The following is a 23,262-nucleotide window of genomic DNA, read 5'->3' as shown; positions in this document are numbered from 1 at the left end:
GATGCTACTGCAGCGCCGCGGTGGCAAGCCCGCCGGCCAGGTTCAAACGGGTTTCACATTGGGCCGCCAGGCCCTGGTCGTGGGTCACCATCACAAAGGCGGTGCCCTGCTCGCGCGCCATCGCCAGCATCAGCTCGAACACCGCCTGCGCGGTGCCGCGGTCCAGATTGCCGGTGGGCTCGTCGGCCAGCACGCAGGCCGGCTTGGTGACCAGGGCGCGCGCAATCGCCACGCGCTGGCGCTCGCCACCCGAGAGCTCGCCGGGCCGGTGCGCCACGCGTGCCCCCAGTCCCACGCGCGCCAGCATCGCCGCGGCCACCTCGCGCGCCTGACCCAGCGGCATGCGGCGGATGCGCAGCGGCATTGCGACGTTGTCCACCGCGCTGAACTCGGGCAGCAGGTGGTGGAACTGGTAGACAAAGCCCAGATGCTGGTTGCGCCACTCGCCGCGCGCGGTCTCGCTCAGGCCCGCCAGGTCCTGCCCCATCAGGCTGACGCGGCCGGCGCTGGGCTGGTCCAGCCCGCCCAGCAGGTGCAGCAAGGTGCTCTTGCCCGAACCCGAGGCGCCGACGATGGCCAGGGTCTGGCCACGCCGCACCGTCAGGTCCACACCCGCCAGCACCTGCACGTTCAGGCCGCCCTCGCTGAAGCGCTTCCCCAGCCCCAGCCCCTGCAGCACGATGCTCGGCTCATTCATAACGCAGCGCCTCCGCGGGTTGCACGCGGCTGGCGCGCCAGCTGGGGTAGAGCGTGGCCAGGAAGGCCAGGATCAGGGAGGTGATGGCGATGGGCACGATATCGCCCGACTGCGGATCGCTGGGCATGCGGGTGATCATGTAGATGCTGCCGGGCAGGAACTGGGTGTTGAGCAGGCGCTCGATGGCCGGCACGATCACGTCCAGATTGAAGGCCACCAGCAGACCCAGGCCCACGCCCGAGAGCGTGCCGATCACGCCCGAGGCCGCACCCTGCACCATGAAGATGCTCATGATGGAGCGCGGGCTGGCACCCAGGGTGCGCAGGATGGCGATGTCGGCCTGCTTGTCGGTGACCGTCATCACCAGGGTGGAGACCAGGTTGAAGGCCGCCACCGCGACGATCAGGGTCAGGATGATGCCCATCATGCGCTTCTCGACCTGCACCGCGTCGTACCAGTTGGCATTGGTGCGGGTCCAGTCGCGCACGCGGATCTCGGGGCCCATGCTGCGCGCGAGCTGGTCGGCCACCTGGCGGGCCTCGTGCACATCGCGCAGCTTCAGCTGCACGCCGGTGGGCCCGGCCACCTTGAAGAACTTGGCGGCATCGGCCACATGGATCAACGCCATGCCGCTGTCGTACTCGTAGTGGCCGGCGTTGAAAACGCCGACCAGGGTGAAGGTCTTCAGCCGCGGCGTCACGCCCACCGGCGAGACATCGCCGCTGGGCGCCACCACGGTGATCTTGTCGCCCTCGGCCACGCCCAGCTGGCGCGCCAGCTCGATGCCCAGCACGATGCCCCAGGCGCCGGGCTTCAGGCGCGCCAGCGCGCCATCCTTGAGCTGCGCCGCCAGTGGGGTGACGCTGGCCTCCTCGGCCGGCGAGATGCCGCGCACGATGGCGCCGCGCATGTCCTCGCCACGCGCGATCAGCACCTGCGAGGCCACAAAGGGCGCCGCCGCCACCACGGCCGGGTTCTCGCGCGCCTTCGCCGCGGTGGCCTGCCAGTCGGCCAGGCCTTCGCCCTGGTAGGAGAGCAGCTCCACATGCGAGATCACCGACAGCATGCGGTCGCGCACCTCCTTCTGGAAGCCGTTCATCACCGAGAGCACGATGATCAGCGCCGCCACGCCCAGGGCGATGCCCAGCACCGAGACGCCGGAGATGAAGGAGATGAAGCGGTTGCGCCGCCCGCCGCGGCCGGCGCGGGTGTAGCGCCAGCCGACTTGCAGTTCATAAGGCCAGTTCATAGAGGGCGGATGCTAACTGACGGGTCAGTGCGCCTCGTCCCAGTTGCTGCCCACGCCCACCTCGGCCAGCAGCGGCACCTTGAGCCGGGCCACGCCGGCCATCAGCGCCGGCACCTGGGCCTTCACCCAGTCCAGCTCGGCATCGGGCACCTCGAACACCAGCTCGTCGTGCACCTGCATGACGATGCGGGTCTGCTTGCCCTGTTGGTCCAGCGCCGCCTGCACCGCGATCATGGCGAGCTTGATCAGGTCGGCAGCCGTGCCCTGCATGGGCGCGTTGATCGACTGGCGCTCGGCACCGGCCTTGCGCGGGCCGTTGCCGCCCTTGATCTCGGGCAGATAGATGCGGCGGCCGAACAGGGTCTCGACATAACCCAGCTCGGCGGCGCGCGCCTTGGTGTCGTCCATATAGCGCTTCACGCCGGCAAAGCGGGTGAAGTAGCGGTCGATATAGTCCTTGGCGGCCTTCTGCTCGATGCCCAGCGACTGGGCCAGGCCGAAGGCACCCATACCGTAGATGAGGCCGAAGTTGATGGTCTTGGCATAGCGGCGCTGCTCGGTCGTGACCTCATTCACCGGGGTGCCGAACACCTCGCTGGCGGTGGCGCGGTGCACGTCCATGCCCTCGCCGAAGGCGCGCAGCAGGCCCGGGTCCTCGCTGATATGGGCCATGATGCGCAGCTCGATCTGCGAATAGTCGGCGCTCACGATGTGATGCCCGGCCGGCGCCACAAAGGCCTCGCGCACGCGCCGGCCCTCGGCGGTGCGGATGGGGATGTTCTGCAGATTCGGGTCGTTGCTGGAGAGCCGGCCCGTCACCGCCACCGCCTGCGCATAGTTGGTATGCACGCGGCCGGTCTGGGCGTTGACCATCAGCGGCAGCTTGTCGGTATAGGTGCTCTTGAGCTTGGCCAGGCCCCGGTACTCGAGGATCTTGGCCGGCAGCGGATAGTCGGCCGCCAGCTTGTCCAGCACCTCCTCGTCGGTGGAGGGTGCGCCGGTGGCGGTCTTCTTCACCACCGGCAGGCCCAGCTTGGTAAAGAGGATCTCGCCGATCTGCTTGGGGCTGCCCATATTGAAGGGCTGGCCGGCGATCGTGTAGGCCTCCTGCTCGATCAGCACCAGGCGCTGCGCCAGCTCATGGCTCTGCGCCTGCAGGCGCGCGGCATCGATCAGCACGCCGTTGCGCTCGATGCGCGCCAGCAGGGCCGAGACGGGCATCTCGATCTGCTCGTAGACGTAGCTCAGCCCGGCCTCGGCCTGCAGCTTCGGCGCCAGCAGCTCGTGCACCTGCAAGCACATGTCCGAGTCTTCGCTGCTGTATTCGGCGGCCTTGGCCACGTCCACCTGGGCAAAGGGGATCTGGTGCACGCCCTTGCCGCACAGGTCCTCGTAGCTCAGGCCGGCGCGGCCCAGATAGCGCTCGCCCAGGGCGCCCAGGCCATGGGTCTTGTGCGCCTCCAGCACATAGCTCTGCAGCATGGTGTCGTGCGCATAGCCGGCCACCGCGATGCCGTGGTTGGCCAGCACATGGGTGTCGTACTTGATGTTCTGGCCCAGCTTCTTCTTGCCGGCATCCTCGAACCAGGGCCTCAGCCGCGCCAGCACCTCGTCCAGCGGCAGCTGCGCGGGCGCGTCCGGCCCGGCATGGCGCAAGGGGATGTAGCAGGCCTCGCCGGGCTTGACGCTGAAAGACAGGCCGACGATGTGCGCCTGCATGCCGTCCAGGCTGTCGGTCTCGGTATCGAGCGCGGTCAGCGCGGCGGCGTTCAAGCGTGCCAGCCAGGCGTCGAACTGTTCCCAGTTCAGCACCGTGTCGTAGCGCTTGTCGACGGCAGCCGCCGGCGGCGCGTCGGCAAACATGTCCTGCGTGCCCTGCATGCTCTGAACGAGCGGCGCGGGCTTGGCGGCAGCGGCCGCCCCACCCTCCAGCTCGCGCAGCCAGGTCTTGAAGCCGTAGCGCTTGTAAAAATCCTGCAGCGCAGCCTGGTCCACCGCCTTCAACGCCAGCGCGTCCAGCGCCGGCCAGCCGGGCACATGGCCGCTCAGATCGCAATCCAGCACCACGGTGACGAGCTTGCGGCCCATCGGCAGCCAGTCCAGGGCCTTGCGCAGGTTCTCGCCGGCCACGCCCTTGATCTGGTCGGCGCTGGCGATCACGCCGTCCAGCGAGCCGTATTCGGCAATCCATTTGGCAGCGGTCTTGGGGCCCACCTTCTCCACGCCGGGCACGTTGTCCACGGTATCGCCCATCAGGCTGAGGTAATCGATGATGCGATCCGGCGCCACGCCGAACTTGGCCAGCACGCCGGCCTCGTCGAGGCGCTCGGGCGGCTTGCTCATGGTGTTGACGAGGCTGACATCGGGATTCACCAACTGCGCCAGATCCTTGTCGCCGGTGGCGATCACCACGCGGTGGCCGCTCTCGGCACCCAGCCTGGCAAGCGTGCCGATGGCGTCGTCGGCCTCGATGCCGGGCACTTCCAGCACCGGCCAGCCCAGCAGCTTCACCACCTCGTGGATCGGCGCGATCTGCTCACGCAGCGCATCGGGCATGGGGGCGCGCTGGGCCTTGTATTCGGGGTACCACTCGTCGCGGAAGGTCGGGCCCTTGGCATCGAAGACGCAGGCCGCGTGCTCGGCGCCCACATCCTCGCGCAGTTTCTTCATCATCGCCACCAGGCCGTGCACCGCCCCGGTGGGCTGGCCCTCGGGGCCGCGCAGATCGGGCAGGGCGTGGTAGGCACGGTAGAGGAAGCTGGAACCGTCGACCAGCAGCAGGATGGGTTTGTCGCTCATGGGAGGCATTGTCACGCAGGCTCTAGAATCCCCGCATGAGCACCGCGCATTCACACGAGACCGCCGAGCGTCCCTTCCACAGCCAGGGACGGCGCAGCGCACCCCATGAGGCTTGCCGTATCGTGATGCTTGGTCTGCTGTTGTCGCTGGGCGCCACCGCGCCCCATGCCGAGCCGGCCCCCGATGCCAAGGTCGAACGCAGCGTGATCGAAGACGACGCGGTGCGCGTGGAAGAGCTGCGCGAGCGCGGCCAGACCCGCCAGGTGACGGTGCACAACAAGGGCAGCAAGGCCCCCGCCTACGAGATCCTGATGGGCGATGGCAGCCGCGATCTGTCGCAAGGCCCGGGCTCGACGCGCGGCGCCGCCGGGCAGCGCGTCTGGCGCCTGCTGGATTTCTGAGCCCCCGCGCGCCGCGCGGCTCACACCTATTTCTTTCTCCTTCATGGCTGTATTCACCGAAGTCACGCAGGCCGAGGCGCAAGCCCTGCTGAGCCGTCTGGACCTGGGCACCCTCAGCTCGCTGCGCGGCATCACCGCCGGCATCGAGAACACCAATTACTTCGTCAGCAGCGAGCGCGGCGACTATGTGCTGACGGTGTTCGAGCGCCTGTCCTTCGAGCAACTGCCCTTCTATCTGCGCCTGATGCAGCATCTGGCGCGCAAGGGCGTGGCCGTGCCCGACCCGCAGGCCGACGCCACGGGCGAGATCCTGCACAGCATCCAGGGCAAGCCGGCCGCGGTGGTGAACCGCCTGCGCGGCGGCCACCAGCTGGCGCCCGACCTGTTCCATTGCGAGCAGGTGGGCGCGGGTCTGGCGCGCATGCATCTGGCGGGTCAGGACTTCCCGCTGCAACAGGCCAATCTGCGCGGCCTGGCCTGGTGGCGCGAGACCGTGCCGGTGGTACTGCCCTATCTGGACGCGCCCCAAGCCGAGCTGATAGGCGCCGAGCTGAGCTTCCAGAACGCGCTGGCCGCCTCCGCCGAAGTTGCCGAGCTGCCGCGCGGCCCCATCCATGCCGACCTGTTCCGCGACAACGTCATGTTCGACGGCCTGCCCGGCCGCGAGCGCCTGAGTGGCTTCTTCGATTTCTACTTCGCCGGCGTCGACAGCTTCCTGTTCGACCTCTCGGTCTGCATCAACGACTGGTGCATCGATCTGGCCAGCGGCCGCCTCGACGAGCAGCGCGCCCAGGCCTTCGTGAACGCCTACGAGAGCGTGCGGCCGCTGAGCGGCGCCGAGCACCGCCTGTTGCCGGGCATGCTGCGTGCAGCGGCGCTGCGCTTCTGGATCTCGCGCCTGTGGGACTTCCACCTGCCGCGCGACGCCGCCCTGCTCAAGCCCCATGACCCGACGCATTTCGAGCGGGTACTGCGCGCGCGCATTGCCGAGCCCTGGCACGCCTTGAAGGATTGATAACCTTGAGTGCTTCTTCGTCTTCGATGATCCTGCATCTGCAAACCGTGCCGGCGCGCAACGGCGCGCTGTGGGTGCGGCATGGCCTGAAGGTGTTCCAGCGCAAGCCGCTGGCGCTCACCGGCCTGTTCGGCATCTTCATGTTCCTGGGCTTTGCGCTGATGCTGGTCCCGGCGCTGGGCCCGCTGCTGCTGCTGGCCACGCTGCCGCTGGTGTCGCTGGGCTTCATGCTGGCCACCCACCAGGTGCTGCAGGCGCAGACCCCCACCGTGGCGGTGTTCGTCGCGCCGCTGCAGCTGACGCCGGAACGCCGCCGCACCCAGCTCACGCTGGGCGCCGCCTATGCGCTGGCCACCGTGGCCATCATGTTCTTCAGCGACTGGGTCGATGGCGGCAGCTTTGCCGCCCTGCAGGAGCTGCTGGGCAAGGGCGGCGATGTGGACGAGGCCGCGCTGGAGGCCGCGCTGGCCGAGCCGCGCCTGCTGTGGGGCGCGGTGACGCGCCTGGGTCTGGCCACCCTGCTCTCGATTCCCTTCTGGCACGCGCCGGCCCTGGTGCACTGGGGCGGCCAGGGCGCGCTGCAGGCGCTGTTCTCCAGCACCCTGGGCGTGTGGCGCAACAAGACCGCCTTCGCGCTCAGCGCGGCATGCTGGGGCGGCCTGGCACTGGGTTTCAGCTCGCTGCTGACCCTGGTGCTGTCGCTGCTGGGCCTGGGCAAGCTGCTGCCGATGCTGATGCTGCCGGCCGGCCTGATGCTCTCGACCATGTTCTACAGCTCGCTGTACTTCACCTTCGTCGACTGCTTCATGTTCGGCGCACCGCGCGATCTGCTCAGCGAGAAGCGCTGAGCCTCCCCCGCGCCTCGCGCTGCTTCCCACCTCCGACGGCCCCGGCAACCCCGGGGCCGTTTTTCTTGGCGAGCGCATTCATCGTCCTGACATACCGAGTTCCTACAGTCGCGCCGCGGCCGGGGCCCTGTGCTCCGGCATTCAGTTGACGACCTTAGAACCGGAAGCCAGACCATGTCCAAGCCTACCCATCCCACCCGCCGCCAGGCCCTGAAGTTCCTGGGCACTCCGCTGATGCTGCCCCTGGGCGGCCTTGCTGCCGCCAGCCTGAGCGCCTGCGGTGGTGGCGATGACGACACGCCGGCGCCCACGCCCGCGCCGGTGATCTTCAGCTCGGCCAGCTTCGCCGCCATGGCCGCCCCCAGCCTGGCGGTGCCGGCCGACATGGCCAAGACCCTGGTGGCCTCCAGCCTGGACGTGACCCTCAGCGACGGCAGCAAGCAGAGCTTCAAGCTGGCCTACCAGGCCTTCTTCCTGACCGGCGACCTGGTGCCGGACGGCAAGGGCGGCACCGTGCAGGCCGGCGCCTACTTCGACATCAACAACAAGCCCATCATCGACACCACGGTGGCCGGCAAGGAGCGCCAGTTCTTCTCCGACTCGCCCGACGGCACCTCGCTCTTGAGCCTGCCTAACGCCTCGGTGACGGGCATCAAGGGCAAGCCGGTGTTCGCGGTGGTGCAGTTCGAATACACCACCTGGGCGCAGGACGGCAAGACCGATATGTATGGCAAGCTGCCCTCGCCCATCGCCGTGCTGACGCTGGACCAGGACCAGGCCACCGGCAAGCTGAGCCTGGTGAAGTACCACAACGTCGACACCTCCTCGGCCCATGGCCTGTGGATCACCTGCGGCTCCAGCCTCTCGCCCTGGGGCACCCATCTCTCCAGCGAAGAGTACGAGCCCGACGCCTTCACGATCGCCGCCAACACGATGTTCAAGGCCTTCAGCAAGAACACCTTCGGCGACGAGAGCAAGGCCAACCCCTACCACTACGGCCACCTGCCCGAGGTCAGCGTCAATCCCGACGGCACCGGCACGATCAAGAAGCACTACTGCCTGGGCCGCATCTCGCACGAGCTGATCCAGGTGATGCCCGACAACCGCACGGCCATCATGGGCGACGACGCCACCAACGGCGGCTTCTTCATGTTCGTGGCCGACAAGGAGAAGGACCTCGCCGCCGGCAGCCTCTACGTGGCCAAGTTCGGCGCCGGCTTCTCCCTCGACCCGGCCGCCGCCGGTGCGCCGCTGAGCTGGATCAAGCTCGGCGCCGCCACCAGCGCCGAGATCGAAAAGCTGGCCGACACGCTCAAGCCCACCGACATCATGGAGGTCTCGACCACCGACCCCAAGGACGCCTCCTTCAGCAAGATCTATCTGGGCGGCAAGCAGCAATGGGTCAAGCTCAAGCCCGGCATGGAAAAGGCCGCCGCCTTCCTGGAGACGCACCGCTACGCGGCCCTGATGGGCGGCACCATGGCCTTCACCAAGATGGAAGGCACGACGGTCAACATCAAGGACAAGATCGCCTACTCGGCGCTGCAGAACATGCAGAGCTCCATGGTCAAGGGCAATGCCGCCTGGAATGAGGCCTATGGCATCACGCTGGACAAGGCGCTCAACGCCGGCGGCGTGCTGGCCCACACCCTGAGCGCGGGCCAGAAGGATACGGCCGGCGCCGCCATCGCGAGCGACTGGGTGCCCTCGCTGACCAAGACCCTGCTGGTGGGCGAGGACATCGCTGCCGACGCGCTGGGCAATCTGGCCAACCCCGACAAGATCGGCGCGCCCGACAACCTCAAGTTCTCGGAAAAGCTGCGCACCCTCTTCATCGGTGAGGACAGCAGCTACCACGTCAACAACTTCGTGTGGGCCTACAACGTCGACACCAAGACGCTGAGCCGCCTGGCCTCCATGCCCTCGGGCGCCGAGGCCACCGGCCTGGGCGTGGTGGACGATCTGAATGGCTGGACCTATATCACCAGCAACTTCCAGCATCCCGGCGACTGGAGCGCCACCCTGCACGCCAAGGTGCAGGCCACGCTGGACCCGCTGGTGCGCGCCAACTACAAGGACCGCTTCGGCGCCGCCGTCGGTTACCTGACCGCCGAGGCCACCAGCGTGAAGCTCAACAAGCTGTAAAGCTGCACCCGCGACATACGACGGGCGCCCATAATGGGCGCCCGTTTGTCATTCGCTGCACCGACCATGAAAGCCCCGCTCGCCATTGCCGCCACAGGCCTCGCCGCATGCCTGGCATTGAGCGGCTGCGCCGTCGTCAGCGTGGCCGGCACGGTGGTGAGCACCACGGTCTCAGTGGCTTCCACCGTGGTCACCACCGGGGTCAAGGTCACCGGCAAGGTGGTTGAAAAGACCGTGGACGTGGTGACGGGCGGCGAGCCAGCGCCCGCCAAGTAGCGATCGATCAATCGATCGGCGTCAGCTTGGCCACCGCCAGCGCCAGCCACTTCATGCCGTGGCGGCCGAAGTTGACTTGCGCGCGCGCATCCTGGCCGCTGCCTTCCAGCGTCACCAGCACGCCCTCGCCGAACTTGTTGTGGAACACGCCCTTGCCGACGCGCAGGCCGCCATACTCGTTGCCGACCTTCTGCGCCGCCGCCTGCTTCATGGTCTGCGGCACCGGCGGCACATAGGGCGCCCTGGCTGCTGTTGATGTCTCGACACGGCCCGCGCCCACCATGGACTTGAGGCCGGAGCCGCGCTCCCAGGCGCTCTGATACTCGCGCGCAAAGCCCGAGCCGAAGCCCTGGTTGCGCGGCGTCAGCCATTTGAGCGCGGCCTCGGGCAGTTCCTCGAGGAAGCGGCTCTTCACGTTGTAGCGCGTCTGCCCGTGCAGCATGCGGGTCTGGCTGAAGCTCAGGTAGAGGCGCTGGCGCGCGCGCGTGATCGCCACATACATCAGGCGCCGCTCTTCCTCCAGGCCGTCGCCGTCGGCGAGCGAGTTCTCGTGCGGGAACAGGCCCTCTTCCAGGCCGGTGATGAAGACGGCGTCGAACTCCAGGCCCTTGGCCGAATGCACCGTCATGAGCTGGATCGCGTCCTGGCCCGCCTGGGCCTGGTTGTCGCCGGCCTCCAGCGAGGCATGCGTCAGGAAGGCCGCCAGCGGCGACATGATCTCGCCGGTCTCGGCATCCGGCGTCACCGCCGCGGCGGCCACCGCATTGGGCAGGCCCTCGGCGATGGCGCCCGGCGCGAGTTCGTCGACGGGCAGGGCCACGGCGTCCTTGCCGAAGCCCTCCTGGGTGACGAAGGCCTCGGCGGCGTTGATCAACTCGTCCAGGTTCTCCAGGCGCTCGGCGCCGTCCTTGTCGTTGCGGTAGAACTCGGCCAGGCCCGAGCTCTCGAGCATCTGCGAGATGATCTCGCGCAGGGTCAGGCCTTGCGTGAGGTTGCGCATGGACTCGACCAGGCTCACAAAGCCGGCCAGGTTGCTGCCGCCCTTGCCCGCCACCGCGCCCACGCTCTGGTAGAGGCTGCGGCCGCTGACGCGCGCGGCGTCCTGCAGCAGCTCGATGGTGCGCGCGCCGATGCCGCGCGCCGGGAAGTTCACCACGCGCAGAAAGCTGGTGTCGTCGTTGGCGTTCTCGATCAGGCGCAGATAGGCCAGCGCATGCTTGACCTCGGCACGCTCGAAGAAGCGCAGGCCGCCATAGACGCGATACGGGATGCCGGCATTGAAGAGCGCCGACTCCAGCACGCGCGACTGCGCATTGCTGCGGTAGAGGATGGCGATCTCCTGGCGCGGCATGCCCTGGCGATGCAGGGCCTGGGCCTCCTCAAGCAGCCATTGCGCCTCGGCGAAATCGCTGGCCGATTCGTTCACCCGCACCGGCTCGCCGGGGCCCATCTCGGTGCGCAGGTTCTTGCCCAGGCGGTGGCTGTTGCGGCTGATGAGCTCGTTGGCGGCGTCCAGGATGTTGCCGAAGCTGCGGTAGTTCTGCTCCAGCTTGACCACCTTTCTGACGCGGTACTCGCGCTCGAAATCGGCCATATTGCCGACGCGCGCGCCGCGGAAGGCGTAGATGCTCTGGTCGTCGTCGCCCACCGCGAACACGCCCTGGCCCGCGCCCGGCGGCGCGAACATCTTCAGCCAGGCGTATTGCAGCTTGTTGGTGTCCTGGAACTCGTCCACCAGGATGTACTTGAAGCGCTGCTGGTAATGCGCGCGCAGCTCGGCGTGGTCGCGCAACAGCTCGTAGGTGCGCAGCATCAGCTCGGCGAAGTCCACCACGCCCTCGCGCTCGCATTGGTCCTGGTAGGCCTGGTAGATCGCCACCATGGTGCGCGACTGCTCATCGCGCTGCTCGATGTCCTTGGCGCGCAGGCCGTCCTCCTTGGCACCGGCAATGAACCAGCTCACCTGCTTGGGCACGAAGCGCTCTTCGTCCAGCTTCATGGCCTTGATGACGCGCTTGACGGCAGAGACCGAATCGCTCGCGTCCAGGATCTGGAAGCCCTGCGGCAGGCCGGCCAGCTTCCAATGCGCGCGCAGGAAGCGGTTGCACAGGCCGTGGAAGGTGCCTATCCACATGCCCCGCACATTCACCGGCAGCATCGCGGTGAGGCGGGTCACCATTTCCTTGGCGGCCTTGTTGGTGAAGGTCACGGCCATCACCCCGCCAGGCGCCACCAGGCCCTGGCTCATCAGCCAGGCGATGCGCGTGGTCAGCACCCGGGTCTTGCCCGAGCCGGCGCCGGCCAGGATCAGCGCGGGCTCCTGGCCCAGGGTGACGGCGGCGTGTTGCTCGGGGTTGAGGTTCTTCAGCAAACCCGTGGTGGGGGGCGTGAACAGATCGTCTTCGAAGGGGGGCTGACTCATCTGCGCATTTTAGGGACTGGCATCATGTCGCCATGAAGAACGACCTTTCTTGCCCCTGCGGCAGCGGCAAGCCCTACGACGCCTGCTGCGGCGCCATCCACCAGCGTTTTGCGGCAAGCGGCGAGCTCAGCGCGCCCACGGCCGAGGCCCTGATGCGCTCGCGCTACAGCGCCTATGTACGGGAGCTGCGCGACTATCTGCTGGCCAGCTGGCACCCCAGCCAGCGTCCGGTGTCATTGGAGGGCAACGAGCCCGGCCTGAAGTGGCTGGGGCTGGACGTGAAGCGCCACCGGCAGCAGGACGCCGACCATGCCACCGTGGAGTTCGTGGCGCGCAGCAAGCTCGGCGGCCGCGCCCAGCGCCTGCACGAGACCAGTCGCTTCGTGCGCGAGCGGGGTGCCTGGTATTACCTTGACGGAGAGATCGCCTAGGCGAATTCCTGGCACACCATGCGCGAGTTCAGGCGTGCCAGCAGCCACACCAGTGCGGCACAGAGGGCCAAGGCCAGCAGACCCAACAGCAGGCTCGCGCGCGGCCAGTCGGCAGCCCATGTGCCCAGCGACATGCCCAGCAGCATGGCCGGCATCAGGCTGGTCAGCAGCAGGGCGCTGAGGCGGCGGCCCCATTCCAGGCGCCGCAGCAGGGCCTGGCCTCCCAGTGCCGCGGCCGCGGACCAGAGCAGCAGCGCCAAGGCCAGCCAATGCCCCAGCCACAGCCCCCAGCCCGCGCTGGCCATGCCGAACAGGCCCGCCAGCATCAGGCCCCAGGCCAGGGCCGAGACCAAGGGGGAGCGGTATCCAACGTGAAAGACCTGGGGCATGAGGAAGACTCCTGATGTGCGTGATGATGGCCACAACGCATGACAGGATTGTTGAGAACCCAGGGACAACCCTGAAGCCCCCCAAAGTGGGGAAAGCCCCATGGAATGGGGCATCCACGCCACAGCGCCCCGCGAACAAGGGGGCCGGCAGCACCCGCCCATGAACCGCTTGTTACCCATTCTCCATGCCGACGAGCAGCTCGTCGCCATCGCCAAACCCGCCGGCCTGCTGGTGCATCGCAGTGCCCTGGATGCGCGCGAGGAGGTCTTCGCGCTGCAATTGCTGCGCGACCAGCTCGGCCGCCATGTCTGGCCGGTGCACCGCCTGGACAAGGGCACCTCGGGCGTGCTGCTGTTCGCGCTCGATGCGGACAGCGCCAGCCTGGCGGCCCAGGCCTTCGAGCAGGGCCTGGTGCACAAGCGCTACCGGGCCCTGGTGCGCGGCTGGCCCGGCGCCGACGCCGGCAGCATCACCCATGCGCTGGCCAAGGATCCCGAGCTGCCTTCGCAGGGCCAGGTCTTGCTGGAGGCGCGCACCGACTGGGCCTGCCTGCGCCGCCTGGAATGGCCGCTGCAGACCGACCCGCGCCACGCCAGCAGCCGCTTTGCGCTGCTGGAGGCAAGCCCGCAGAGCGGCCGCCGCCACCAGATCCGCCGCCATTTCAAGCACATCGCCCACCCCATCATCGGCGACGCCACCCACGGCAAGGGGCCCTTGAACCGCGCGGTGGCGGCCCACCTGAGTCTGCAGCGCCTGTGGCTGCATGCGCTGACGCTGGAGCTGCCCCACCCAATCACGGGCCGGCTGTTGCGCATCGAGGCGCCGCTGGGGCCAGAGTGGGGACGGCTTCAGCCGAACTGCACGGCGTAGATCGGCGGCAGATTGAGCGACACGGTGGCCCAGCTGTCGCCGCCATCGTCGCTGGCCCACAGCCCGCCGGTGGTGCTGCCCATCAGCAGATGTCTGCCGTTCTCGTCCACCGCCAGGCCATGGCGGTAGACCAGGTCGTAGCAATGCTGCTGCGGCAGGCCCATGCGCAGGGTCTGCCAGGTCTGGCCACCGTCGCGGGTGCGGTTCACCACCAGGGCGCCATCCACCGGGATGCGGCGCTCGTCCTTCACCGCCGGGACGAACCAGGCGGTGAGCGGGTCCAGCGGATGCGCGGCCACCGCAAAACCGAAGCTGGACAGCGGCGCCTTCAGCTCCTGCCAGCTCAGGCCGTTGTCGCTGCTGCGCCAGATGCCGTTGTGATGCTGGCACCAGAGCACCTCGGGGGCGGCCTCGCAGCGCACGATGCGGTGCGGGTCCTGGATGTTTTCAAGCTGCTGCTGATCGGGCGGCATGAAGTCGGCGCGCATGCCCTTGGCGCGCAGCGCCCAGCTGGCACCCTCGTCGGCGCTGTGCCAGGCACCGCCGCAGCTGATGCCCAGCAGCAGTTCGCCCGGCTGGCTGGGATGCGGGCAGATCGAATGGATGCCCGGCGCGTCGTAGCCGCCACCGAACCAGCCCAGGCGCTCGGGGCGCTGCCAGAGGCTCTCCACCAAGGCCCAGCTCTCGCCACCGTCCACGCTCTTGAACAGCCCGCCCGGCAGGGTGCCGGCCCACAGCGCCGCGGGGCTGCGCGCCAGCGACCAGATCTGCTGCAGCTTCCAGGCCGGCCCCTGAGCCGCATCCCCGCCCTCGGGCTGGGGCGGATAGACCGGCGCCGGCAGCTCGCGCCAGGTCTTGCCCTCGTCGTCCGAGGCCTGCAGCTTGACGCCGAAGTGGCCCAGGTTCAGCGCGGCGAACATGCGGCCGTCGAACTGCCCATGGTCGGAGCCGGGCAGCACCATGCTGACCGGATCGCCCACAAAGCTGTGGCCGACGATCTGCCAGCCGGCGCTGCCGCGATGCGCGATCTCGAACAGACCCTTGCGGGTCGCGACCCAGGCATTCAGGCTCATGAGTTCATCCTCCGGACAGGGCTTGCAGGACATGGACGACGCTGTCGGGCCGCAGCGCATCGCTCAAGCGCACGCGATCGTGCAGGCGACGACCATCCACAAAGATCGCCACATTGGCGCGCACATGCCCCTGATCGTCAAGCACATAACTGCGCAAGCGCGGCTGCGCGGCAAAGGCCTGTGCCAGCGCCTCGCGCAGCACCAGGGCGCCGGCGTCAAAATCAGGCACCTCGCCAAGCAGGCGGCGCAGCTGCGGGGTGAAGACAATGCGGGGCATGGCACTCATTTAAGCACCGGCGGGGGGCGCACGCCGCACACAGGATTTCCCGGCCATGACCCTTGGCCGGCAGGCCTGGCCCGGCATGGGGACAATGCGGGCAATGAATCGCGATTCCTCTAAAGGCGTCATCTACGCCGCCCTCGCCTACGCGGCCTGGGGCCTGTTCCCGCTCTATTTCAAGCAACTGGCCGGCGTGCCCTCCCTGGAGGTGGTGGCGCACCGCACGGTCTGGTGCATGGTCTTCATGCTGATCGTGCTGGCGGTCCTGAAACGCTGGGCCTGGCTGGGCCCGCTGCTGCGCCAGCCCAAGGTGCTGGGCGCGTTTGCGCTCTCGGCCTTGCTGCTCTCGGCCAACTGGTTGACCTATGTGTGGGCGGTGCAGCACGACCATGTGCTGGACGCCAGCCTGGGCTACTTCATCAACCCGCTGGTGAATGTGGCGCTGGGCTATGTGTTCCTGCACGAGCGGCCGCGCCGCCTGCAATGGCTGGCGGTGGGTCTGGCGGCGGCCGGCGTGCTGTGGCTGACCCTGCAGACCGGCCGCCTGCCCTGGGTGGCCCTGGTGCTGGCGGCCAGCTTCGGCATCTACGGGCTGCTGCGCAAGGTGGCCAGCCTGGGCGCGCTGGAAGGCCTGGCCCTCGAGACCATGCTGCTGACGCCCGTGGCCGCGGCGGCGCTGGGTTGGTGGACCAGCCAGGGCGACAGCGCGCTGGCGCAGGGCGACGCCGGCATGATCACTTGGCTGCTGTTCGCCGGCCCGCTCACCGCCCTGCCCCTGCTGCTGTTCGCCGCCGGCGCGCGCCGCATCCCGATGACGACGCTGGGCCTCTTGCAATACATCTCGCCCAGCATCCAGTTCATGCTGGGCGTGTGGCTGTACCACGAGCCCTTTGCCGCGGCCCGGGTGGTGGGCTTCGGCCTGATCTGGGCGGCGCTGCTGGTCTACAGCCTGGAGGGCTGGCTGAACAGCCGCCGCGCCTGAGCAGCGGGCATTAGTTGCGCATCAGGTGCGCATCAGGTAATCAAAGGCGCCCAGCGCCGCCTTCGCGCCATCGCCGGCGGCGATGATGATCTGCTTGAAGGGCACGGTGGTGGCGTCGCCGGCGGCGAACACGCCCGGCACCGAGGTCTGGCCCCTGGCGTCGACGATGATCTCGCCGTGCTTGGAGAGTTCCACCACGCCACGCAGCCACTCGGTATTGGGCACCAGGCCGATCTGCACGAACACGCCTTCCAGCTCGATGTGGCGCGACTCGCCGCTGGCACGGTCGGTGTAGCTCAGGCCGTTCAGCTTGTGGCCATCGCCGGTCAACTCGGTGGTCTGGGCCTGCGTGTGGATGCTGACGTTGGGCAGGCTCTTGAGCTTGCTGACCAGCACCGCATCGGCACGCAAGGCCTCGCCGAATTCGATCAGGGTCACATGGCTCACGAGGCCGGCCAGGTCGATGGCCGCTTCCACGCCGGAGTTGCCGCCGCCGATCACCGCCACGCGCTTGCCCTTGAAGAGCGGGCCGTCGCAATGCGGGCAGTAGGCCACGCCCTTGTTCTTGTACTCCTGCTCGCCGGGCACGTTCACATTCCTCCAGCGCGCGCCGGTGGAGAGGATCACGGTCCTGCTCTTGAGCGTGCCGCCGTTGGCCAGCTGCACCTCGACCAGGCCACCGGGCGTGGCGGCCGGGATCAGCTTGTCGCCGCGCTGCAGGTTCATCACGTCGACGCCATAGGCCTTGACGTGCGCCTCCAGGCTCATCGCGAACTTGGGGCCGTCGGTCTCCAGCACCGAGATGTAGTTCTCGATCGCCAGCGTGTCGTTGACCTGGCCGCCGAAGCGCTCGGCCGCTATTGCCGTGCGGATGCCCTTGCGGGCGGCGTACACCGCCGCGGCAGCGCCGGCGGGGCCACCCCCCACCACCAGCACATCGAAGGGGTCCTTGGCCGAGAGCTTGGCGGCGTCCTTGTCCGCGGCGCCGGTGTCGAGCTTGGCGACGATCTCTTCCACCGTCATGCGACCCGAGCCGAAGGGCTGGCCGTTCAGGTAGACGCTGGGCACGGCCATGACCTCGCGGGCATTGACCTCGTCCTGGAACAACGCCCCGTCGATGACGACCGTCTTGACCCTGGGGTTGAGCACGGACATCAGGCTCAGCGCCTGCACCACGTCCGGGCAGTTGTGGCAGCTGAGGCTCATATAGACCTCGAAGCTGTACTCGCCGTCCAGGCCCTTGATCTGATCAATGACGTCCTGCTCGACCTTGGGCGGATGGCCGCCGGTCCACAGCAGGGCCAGCACCAGGGAGGTGAACTCATGGCCCAGCGGGATCGCCGCAAAGCGCAGGCTCATCTCTGAGTCCAGGCGCTTCAGGCTGAAGGAAGGGCGGCGCTGGTCCTGGCCATCGGCCTTGAGGCTGATCTTGTCGGACATCGCGGCGATGTCCTGCAGCAGGGCCAGCAGTTCCCTGGCGCTGTCGCTGTCGTCCAGCGAGGCTTCGATCTCGAAGGGGACGGTGACGCGCTCGAGATAGGCCTTGAGCTGGGATTTGAGGGTGTCGTCCAACATGGTGGTAGGGCTCCTTGTTCAGGCGTGGCGGGATAAGCCACTCTGGGAACACCCCCTTGGACGAGGCGCTCTCAGAGTCGCTTGCGCGGCTCTTGGGGGATTGCCGCAAGCCCTCCCGGGCTCGCAGCAAGGGCGATCATGGTTTAGATCTTGCCGACCAGATCGAGGGAGGGAGCGATGGTCTTGGCACCTTCGTTCCACTTGGCCGGGCAGACCTGGCCAGGGTTCTTGGCGGTGTACTGGGCCGCCTTGAGCTTGCGCAGGGTTTCCTTGACGTCACGGGCGATCTCGTTCGAGTGCACTTCGGCCGTCTTGATCACGCCTTCCGGGTTGATCACGAAGGTGCCGCGCAGGGCCAGGCCTTCTTCGGGGATGTGCACGCCGAAGGCGTTCGTCAGCTGGTGCGTCGGGTCGCCGACCAGGGGGAACTTGGCCTTGCTGACGGCCGGCGAGGTTTCGTGCCAGACCTTGTGGGCGAAATGCGTGTCGGTCGTGACGATGTAGACCTCGGTCTCGGCCTTCTGGAATTCGGCGTAATGGTCGGCCGCGTCTTCCACTTCGGTCGGGCAGTTGAAGGTGAAGGCAGCCGGCATGAAGATCAGCACGGACCACTTGCCCTTCAGCGACTCTTCGGTGACGGTGATGAACTTGCCGTTGTGAAAAGCCTCGGTCTTGAAGGGCTGGACTTGGGTGTTGATCAGGGACATCGGGGGTTCCTTGCTAGGGTGGTTGATGGAATGACTGAACTATATCGACACTAGCGTGCCGTTAGTTTTGGTTAATCAAATCACCCTTATTGGAATTCCCTATCAGGCCTCCAGCGCCAGCAGTTCCTCGACCATCTGGCGGCGGCGGATCAGGCGCGCCTCGGTCGCGCCATCGACCAGCACCTCGGCAATCAGGGGCCGGCTGTTGTAGTTGCTGGACATCGAGGCGCCATAGGCCCCGGTGTCGTGGATCACCAGCAGGTCGCCGACCTCGGCCGCCATCAGCTCACGCGGCACGACCACGCCGCCGTCTTCCTGGGTGAACACGTCGCCCGATTCGCACAGCGGCCCGGCCACCACGGTGGGGCGGCTGGGGCGCGGGCTGCCATCGCGCGGCAGGAGGCTCATGGCATGGAAGGCGCCGTACATGGCCGGACGCATCAGCTCGTTGAAGCCGGCGTCGACCAGCACGAAATGGTTGTTGCCGGCGTTCTTGGTAGCACGCACCTCGGCCAGCAGCAGACCGGACTCGGCCACCAGGAAGCGGCCCGGCTCGATTTCCAGATGCAGCTTGTGACCCAAGAGGGCCTCGGCCTCCTGGCGGGCGGCATCCCAGAGGCCGAAGTAATGGGCCGTGTCGATGCCGGCATCGCCATCGCGATAGGGGATCGACAGGCCACCGCCGGCCGAGATCGCCTGCAGGTCATGGCCCGCTGCCTGGGTCTGGCGCACCAGGCCCACCATGGCGCCGCAGACCTGGCTCAGATGCCCGTAGTCCACGCCCGAACCAATGTGCATGTGCAGGCCCACCAGCTGCAGGCCCTCGTCCTTGATAACGGCCAGCGCCTCGGTGAGCTCGCTGTGCCAGATGCCATGCTTGCTGTGCTCGCCGCCGGTATTGGTCTTGTTGCTGTGGCCATGGCCGAAGCCGGGGTTGATGCGCAGCCAGACCTTGTGGCCCTTGGACATGGCACCGAGCTGGCGCAGCATGTCGATCGAACCGGCGTTTACCGGCACGCGGTGCTCGACCACGGTGGCCAGCGTCTCGCGGTCCAGCAGGTCGGCGGTGAACACGATCTCGTCGCCACCCGCCCGATAGCCGGCCGCCAGCGCCCGCAGGATCTCGCCACGCGAGACCGCATCGACCTTGACGCCCTGCTCGCGCATCAGCTTCAGGATATGGGTGTTGGAGCAGGCCTTCTGGGCAAAACGCACCGTGTCGAAGGCTTTCAGCGCGGCGATGCGCTCGCGTATCACCGCGGCGTCGTACACCCACAGCGGGGTGCCGAAGCGCTGGGCCAGCGAGCGCAGCAGGGAGGGGTTCAGGTCTTGAGGCATGGCGGCATCGTGCCATCCCTCTTGCATTCATTCAAATGCTTTGGTTTCGCAAGATGATCCACTTCTGATATGGTTTAAGCATGATCAGCCACCGCCATATCGAGGTGTTCCGTGCCGTCATGCATGCCGGCAGCGTCACGGCGGCAGCGGCGGCGCTGCACAGCTCGCAGCCGACCATCAGCCGGGAGCTGGCGCGCCTGGAGCAATTGCTGGGCTATGCCCTGTTCGAGCGCCAGCGCGGACGGCTCAAGGCCACGGCCCGGGCCCTGCAGCTGTTTGACGAGGTGCAGCGCTCCTTCCAGGGCCTGGAGCGCGTCATCAGCCGCGCCAACGAACTGGGGCGCGCCGAGCAGGAGCGGCTCAACATCCTCTGTCTGCCGGCCCTGGGCCATGCCCTGCTGCCGGCGGTGAGCGCGGCCTTCCTGGTGCACCATCCCGCGGCCCAGCTGAGCATCACGCCGCAGGAATCCCCGCTGCTGGAAGAGTGGATGAGCGCCCAGCGCTTCGACCTGGGCCTGAGCGAGCAGCGCCAGACGGTGGCCGGCACGCGCCTGGAGCGGCTCACCAGCCTGGACGAGCTGTGCGTGCTGCCGGCGGGTCACGCCCTGCTGGCCAAGCCGGTGCTGAGCCCGGCCGACTTCGAGGGCGAGCGCTTCATCAGCCTGGCGGCCGAGGACCCCTACCGCATCGAACTGGATCGCATCTTTGCCACTGCGGGTGTGCAGCGCCGCATGCAGCTGCAAACACACAGCGCGGTGGCGGTGTGCGCCATGGTCGAAGCGGGGCTGGGCCTGGCCATCGTGAACCCACTCACCGCACTTGCCTGCGCCAACGAGCGCCTGCAATGGCGGCGCTTTGCGGTATCCCTGCCCTTCGAGCTGAACGCCTTGCTGCCGGAACACCGGCCGGCACAGGCGCTGACGGCCGACTACCTGAACCTTGTGAAGCAGGCGCTCAAGCGCATTTCCGAGCGCTTGTCAGCGGGCTGATCAGAGGCGCTCGATGCGGGCGTAGGCCGAGTGGTTGTGTATGGACTCGAAATTCTCGACGTCCACCGCATAGGCACCGATGCGCGGCTCGGCATTCAGGCGCAGCGCCACGTCGCGCACCAGGTCCTCGACGAACTTGGGGTTCTCGTAGGCGTGCTCGGTGATCCACTTCTCGTCGGTGCGCTTGAGCAGGGGCCAGATCTCGCTGGACGCGCTCTCTTCCGCAAAGCGCACCAGCTCCTGCCAGCTCAGGCTATCGTCCTTCAGCTCGGCGCTGATGGTGACCAGCGAGCGCTGGTTGTGGGCGCCGTAGTCCGAGATTTCCTTGGAGCAGGGGCACAGGCTCTTCACCGGCACCGCCACCTCGGCACGCACCGTCGTCTTGCCGGCCCGCGTTTCGGAGATCAGCGCGCCCTGGTAGTCCAGCATGCTCTCGATGCCCGAGACCGGCGCGCGCTTGCGCAGGAAGAAGGCAAAGCGCACCTCGATGCGCCCCTCCACCGCCTCCAGCTTGGCTAGCATCTGGGCATGCAATGCGCGCAGGCCGGCCGCGTCCAGCGGCTCGTGCAAGGCATCCAGCCAGGCCACGAAGCGCGACATATGCGTGCCCTTCTTCTCCGCCGGCAGGGCCACGTCCAGGGTCCACTGGCCCACCGTGGGCTGCGCCTTGCCAGCGATGCGCAGCTGCAGGGGATAGCGCACATCCTTGACGCCGACACGCTGGATCACCAGATGGCGCTCATCGCGCTCGCTTTGGGTGTCGGGAATGTGCAGGGCGCTCGTCAATTGATTCATAAGGGGAGCATCGCACCAACCGAGGAACCTTGCCTCGGTCGGGGCTTACTGGTTTGCGGCTGCGCGCAGCAGCGTCGGACGGCCGCCAAAGCGCTTGAAGATGGATTGCTCGATGCCCGCGGCGTCCAGGCCGCATTGCGACATCAGCTTGGCCGGATCGCCATGTTCGACGAACACATCGGGCAGGCCCAGTTGCAGCACCGGCAGGCTCAGGCCGGCGGCCTGCAGAGACTCCAGCACCGCGCTGCCGGCACCGCCCATCACGCAGCCGTCTTCCACCGTCACCAGGGCGTCGTGCGTGCGTGCCAACTCGGCCACCAGGGCGTCGTCCAGCGGCTTCACGAAGCGCATATTCGCCACCGTGGCGTCGAGCTGCTCGGCCGCCTGCAGGCAGGGGTAGAGCAAGGTGCCAAAGGCCAGGATGGCGATGCGCGGCCCCTGGCCCTGCAGGCGGCCGCTCTCGCGGCGCATTTCGCCCTTGCCCCATGGCAGGGCCGTCATCTGCTTCTGCACCGGCACACCCACGCCAGCGCCGCGCGGATAGCGCACCGTGGCCGGGCCATCGTGCTGGAAGCCGGTGTAGAGCGCCTGGCGGCATTCGTTCTCGTCCGCCGGCGTCAGCAGGGCCATGTTCGGAATGCAGCGCGTGTAGGCAATGTCGTAGTTGCCGGCATGGGTGGCACCATCGGCACCCACCAGGCCGGCACGATCGAGCGCGAACAGCACCGGCAGGTTCTGGATCGCCACATCGTGGATCATCTGGTCGTAGGCGCGCTGCAGGAAGGTGGAGTAGATCGCCACCACCGGCTTCAGCCCCTCGCAGGCCAGGCCCGCGCCGAAGGTCACCGCATGCTGCTCGGCAATGCCGACGTCGTGATAGCGGGTCGGGAAGCGCTTGTGGAAGTCCACCATGCCCGAACCCTCGCGCATCGCGGGGGTGATGCCCACCAGGCGCGCGTCGGCCTCGGCCATGTCGCACAGCCAGTCACCGAAGATCTGGGTGAAGGTGGGCTTGGGCGGCGTGGCCGGCTTGACGAAACCCACCGCCGGATCGAACTTGCCCGAGGCGGCGTGGTACTTGACCGGATCGGCCTCGGCCAGCTTGTAGCCCTGACCCTTCTTGGTCACCACATGCAGGAACTGCGGGCCCGAGCGGCTGCGCAGGTTCTCCAGCGTGGGGATCAGCGCATCGAGGTCATGGCCATCGATCGGGCCCACATAGTTGAAGCCGAACTCCTCGAAGATGGTGCCGGGCACGACCATGCCCTTGGTGTGCTCCTCGAAGCGGCGCGCAAACTCGTACAGCGGCGTGTTCTTCAGCACGCTCTTGGCGCCCTCGCGCGCGGCGCCGTAGAACTTGCCGCTCATCAGGCGCGCCAGATACTTGTTGAGTGCGCCCACCGGCGGGCTGATCGACATGTCGTTGTCGTTCAGTATCACCAGCACGTCGCCCATCAGGCCGCCATGCGAGACGCCGGCATTGTTGAGTGCCTCGAAGGCCATGCCCGCCGTCATCGAGCCGTCGCCGATGATGGCCACGGCCTTGCGATGCTCGCCCTTGAGCTTGGCGGCCATGGCCATGCCATGGGCGGCCGAGATCGAGGTGGAGGAATGGCCGGTGCCGAAGGTGTCGTACTCGCTCTCGTCGCGGCGCGGAAAGCCGCTGATGCCGCCCAGCTGGCGCAGGCCCGCCATGGCCTCGCGGCGGCCCGTCAGCACCTTGTGCGGATAGGTCTGGTGGCCCACATCCCAGACCAGCCGGTCATGCGGGGTGTTGAACACATAGTGCAGCGCCACAGTCAGTTCCACCGCGCCCAGGTTGGAGCCCAGGTGGCCACCGGTCTTGGAGACGCTCTCCAGCACATAGGCGCGCAGCTCGTCGGCCAGCTTGGCCAGATCGGTGCGCGGCAGCCGGCGCAGATCGGCCGGGCTGTTGATGGTGCGCAGGAGCGAGAAATTCATGTGCGATGCATCCCGAGC

General features: G+C 67.7%; 21 protein-coding genes. 9 read left to right on the top strand and 12 right to left on the bottom strand.

The features are described 5' to 3' along the window. Positions 1-4: 4 nt before the first annotated feature. From PFX98_RS15015 to polA, 3 genes are read right to left on the bottom strand one after another with little or no spacing between them, the layout of a single operon-like run. Entirely contained in the window at positions 5-697 is a 693-nt protein-coding gene (locus tag PFX98_RS15015; protein WP_285231305.1) for an ABC transporter ATP-binding protein, read from the bottom strand. Beyond that, complete coding sequence (locus PFX98_RS15010) at positions 690-1,946, bottom strand: lipoprotein-releasing ABC transporter permease subunit (RefSeq protein ID WP_285231304.1); 1,257 nt, start codon at positions 1,944-1,946, stop codon at positions 690-692. The genes PFX98_RS15015 and PFX98_RS15010 overlap by 8 nt, the downstream gene beginning before the upstream one ends. A 24-nt stretch (positions 1,947-1,970) precedes the next feature. Then, positions 1,971-4,745, bottom strand: coding sequence for a DNA polymerase I (polA, locus tag PFX98_RS15005; protein WP_285231303.1), 2,775 nt, complete (start codon positions 4,743-4,745; stop codon positions 1,971-1,973). A 35-nt stretch (positions 4,746-4,780) separates the two neighbouring features. On the opposite strand from polA, the gene PFX98_RS15000 reads away from it, so the two are divergent. The 5 genes from PFX98_RS15000 to PFX98_RS14980 all read left to right on the top strand — a co-directional run bounded on the left by PFX98_RS15000 (position 4,781) and on the right by PFX98_RS14980 (position 9,430). Then, positions 4,781-5,146, top strand: a complete 366-nt coding sequence (locus PFX98_RS15000; protein ID WP_285231302.1) for a hypothetical protein — start codon at positions 4,781-4,783, stop codon at positions 5,144-5,146. A 43-nt stretch (positions 5,147-5,189) separates the two neighbouring features. Next, complete coding sequence (locus tag PFX98_RS14995; protein ID WP_285231301.1) at positions 5,190-6,161, top strand: homoserine kinase; 972 nt, start codon at positions 5,190-5,192, stop codon at positions 6,159-6,161. A gap of 5 nt (positions 6,162-6,166) precedes the next feature. After that, a complete protein-coding gene (locus PFX98_RS14990; RefSeq protein ID WP_285231300.1) occupies positions 6,167-7,009 on the top strand; it encodes a BPSS1780 family membrane protein in 843 nt (280 codons plus the stop codon). 174 nt (positions 7,010-7,183) lie between these two features. After that, entirely contained in the window at positions 7,184-9,154 is a 1,971-nt protein-coding gene (locus tag PFX98_RS14985) for a PhoX family protein (protein WP_285231299.1), read from the top strand. A gap of 66 nt (positions 9,155-9,220) precedes the next feature. Next, complete coding sequence (locus tag PFX98_RS14980) at positions 9,221-9,430, top strand: hypothetical protein (RefSeq protein WP_285231298.1); 210 nt, start codon at positions 9,221-9,223, stop codon at positions 9,428-9,430. 7 nt (positions 9,431-9,437) lie between these two features. Here the strand turns inward: PFX98_RS14980 and PFX98_RS14975 are convergent, their stop codons facing one another. Then, positions 9,438-11,852: a UvrD-helicase domain-containing protein gene (locus tag PFX98_RS14975; protein ID WP_285231297.1), complete on the bottom strand. Its 2,415-nt coding sequence runs from the start codon at positions 11,850-11,852 to the stop codon at positions 9,438-9,440. A 32-nt stretch (positions 11,853-11,884) separates the two neighbouring features. On the opposite strand from PFX98_RS14975, the gene PFX98_RS14970 reads away from it, so the two are divergent. Next, the gene (locus tag PFX98_RS14970) at positions 11,885-12,283 is read left to right on the top strand and encodes a YchJ family protein (protein ID WP_285231296.1); all 399 of its coding nucleotides are present in this window, start codon (positions 11,885-11,887) and stop codon (positions 12,281-12,283) included. On the opposite strand, the gene PFX98_RS14965 is transcribed toward PFX98_RS14970, so the two are convergent. Next, complete coding sequence (locus PFX98_RS14965) at positions 12,280-12,672, bottom strand: hypothetical protein (protein ID WP_285231295.1); 393 nt, start codon at positions 12,670-12,672, stop codon at positions 12,280-12,282. The two genes, PFX98_RS14970 and PFX98_RS14965, sit on opposite strands and share 4 nt — an antisense overlap. 160 nt (positions 12,673-12,832) lie before the next feature. On the opposite strand from PFX98_RS14965, the gene PFX98_RS14960 reads away from it, so the two are divergent. After that, positions 12,833-13,543, top strand: coding sequence for a pseudouridine synthase (locus PFX98_RS14960; protein ID WP_285231294.1), 711 nt, complete (start codon positions 12,833-12,835; stop codon positions 13,541-13,543). Here PFX98_RS14960 and PFX98_RS14955 read toward each other — a convergent pair. Together PFX98_RS14955 and PFX98_RS14950 are read right to left on the bottom strand one after the other, a co-directional pair. Beyond that, entirely contained in the window at positions 13,522-14,616 is a 1,095-nt protein-coding gene (locus PFX98_RS14955; RefSeq protein ID WP_285231293.1) for a WD40/YVTN/BNR-like repeat-containing protein, read from the bottom strand. The two genes, PFX98_RS14960 and PFX98_RS14955, sit on opposite strands and share 22 nt — an antisense overlap. Before the next feature lie 4 nt (positions 14,617-14,620). Beyond that, complete coding sequence (locus tag PFX98_RS14950) at positions 14,621-14,893, bottom strand: MoaD/ThiS family protein (RefSeq protein WP_285231292.1); 273 nt, start codon at positions 14,891-14,893, stop codon at positions 14,621-14,623. A 103-nt stretch (positions 14,894-14,996) separates the two neighbouring features. Here PFX98_RS14950 and rarD point away from each other — a divergent pair, with 103 nt between their 5' ends. Beyond that, complete coding sequence (gene rarD / locus PFX98_RS14945; RefSeq protein ID WP_285231291.1) at positions 14,997-15,878, top strand: EamA family transporter RarD; 882 nt, start codon at positions 14,997-14,999, stop codon at positions 15,876-15,878. A gap of 21 nt (positions 15,879-15,899) precedes the next feature. Here the strand turns inward: rarD and ahpF are convergent, their stop codons facing one another. The 3 genes from ahpF to lysA form a co-directional block, all read right to left on the bottom strand. Further along, positions 15,900-17,453: an alkyl hydroperoxide reductase subunit F gene (gene ahpF, locus PFX98_RS14940; RefSeq protein WP_285231290.1), complete on the bottom strand. Its 1,554-nt coding sequence runs from the start codon at positions 17,451-17,453 to the stop codon at positions 15,900-15,902. Between the two features lie 143 nt (positions 17,454-17,596). Next, positions 17,597-18,160, bottom strand: coding sequence for an alkyl hydroperoxide reductase subunit C (ahpC, locus tag PFX98_RS14935; protein ID WP_285231289.1), 564 nt, complete (start codon positions 18,158-18,160; stop codon positions 17,597-17,599). Positions 18,161-18,262: 102 nt separating this feature from the next. Then, positions 18,263-19,498 (bottom strand): diaminopimelate decarboxylase, encoded by a 1,236-nt coding sequence (gene lysA, locus PFX98_RS14930; protein WP_425334701.1) that lies wholly within the window; start codon positions 19,496-19,498, stop codon positions 18,263-18,265. A gap of 80 nt (positions 19,499-19,578) precedes the next feature. On the opposite strand from lysA, the gene PFX98_RS14925 reads away from it, so the two are divergent. After that, complete coding sequence (locus PFX98_RS14925; protein WP_285231287.1) at positions 19,579-20,487, top strand: LysR family transcriptional regulator; 909 nt, start codon at positions 19,579-19,581, stop codon at positions 20,485-20,487. Here PFX98_RS14925 and folE2 read toward each other — a convergent pair whose 3' ends face one another. Continuing rightward, a complete protein-coding gene (folE2, locus tag PFX98_RS14920; protein ID WP_285231286.1) occupies positions 20,488-21,282 on the bottom strand; it encodes a GTP cyclohydrolase FolE2 in 795 nt (264 codons plus the stop codon). It abuts the gene before it with no gap. Between the two features lie 45 nt (positions 21,283-21,327). Then, on the bottom strand, positions 21,328-23,244 hold the full coding sequence (gene dxs / locus PFX98_RS14915) for a 1-deoxy-D-xylulose-5-phosphate synthase (protein ID WP_285231285.1): 1,917 nt from the start codon (positions 23,242-23,244) through the stop codon (positions 21,328-21,330). Positions 23,245-23,262: the final 18 nt, after the last annotated feature.

Origin of the sequence: Paucibacter sediminis (assembly GCF_030254645.1) — a bacterium.
GTDB lineage: Bacteria > Pseudomonadota > Gammaproteobacteria > Burkholderiales > Burkholderiaceae_C > Paucibacter_B > Paucibacter_B sediminis.
The sequence above is the reverse complement of the archived record's forward strand: the minus strand, read 5'-3'. Positions and strand labels throughout refer to the sequence as shown.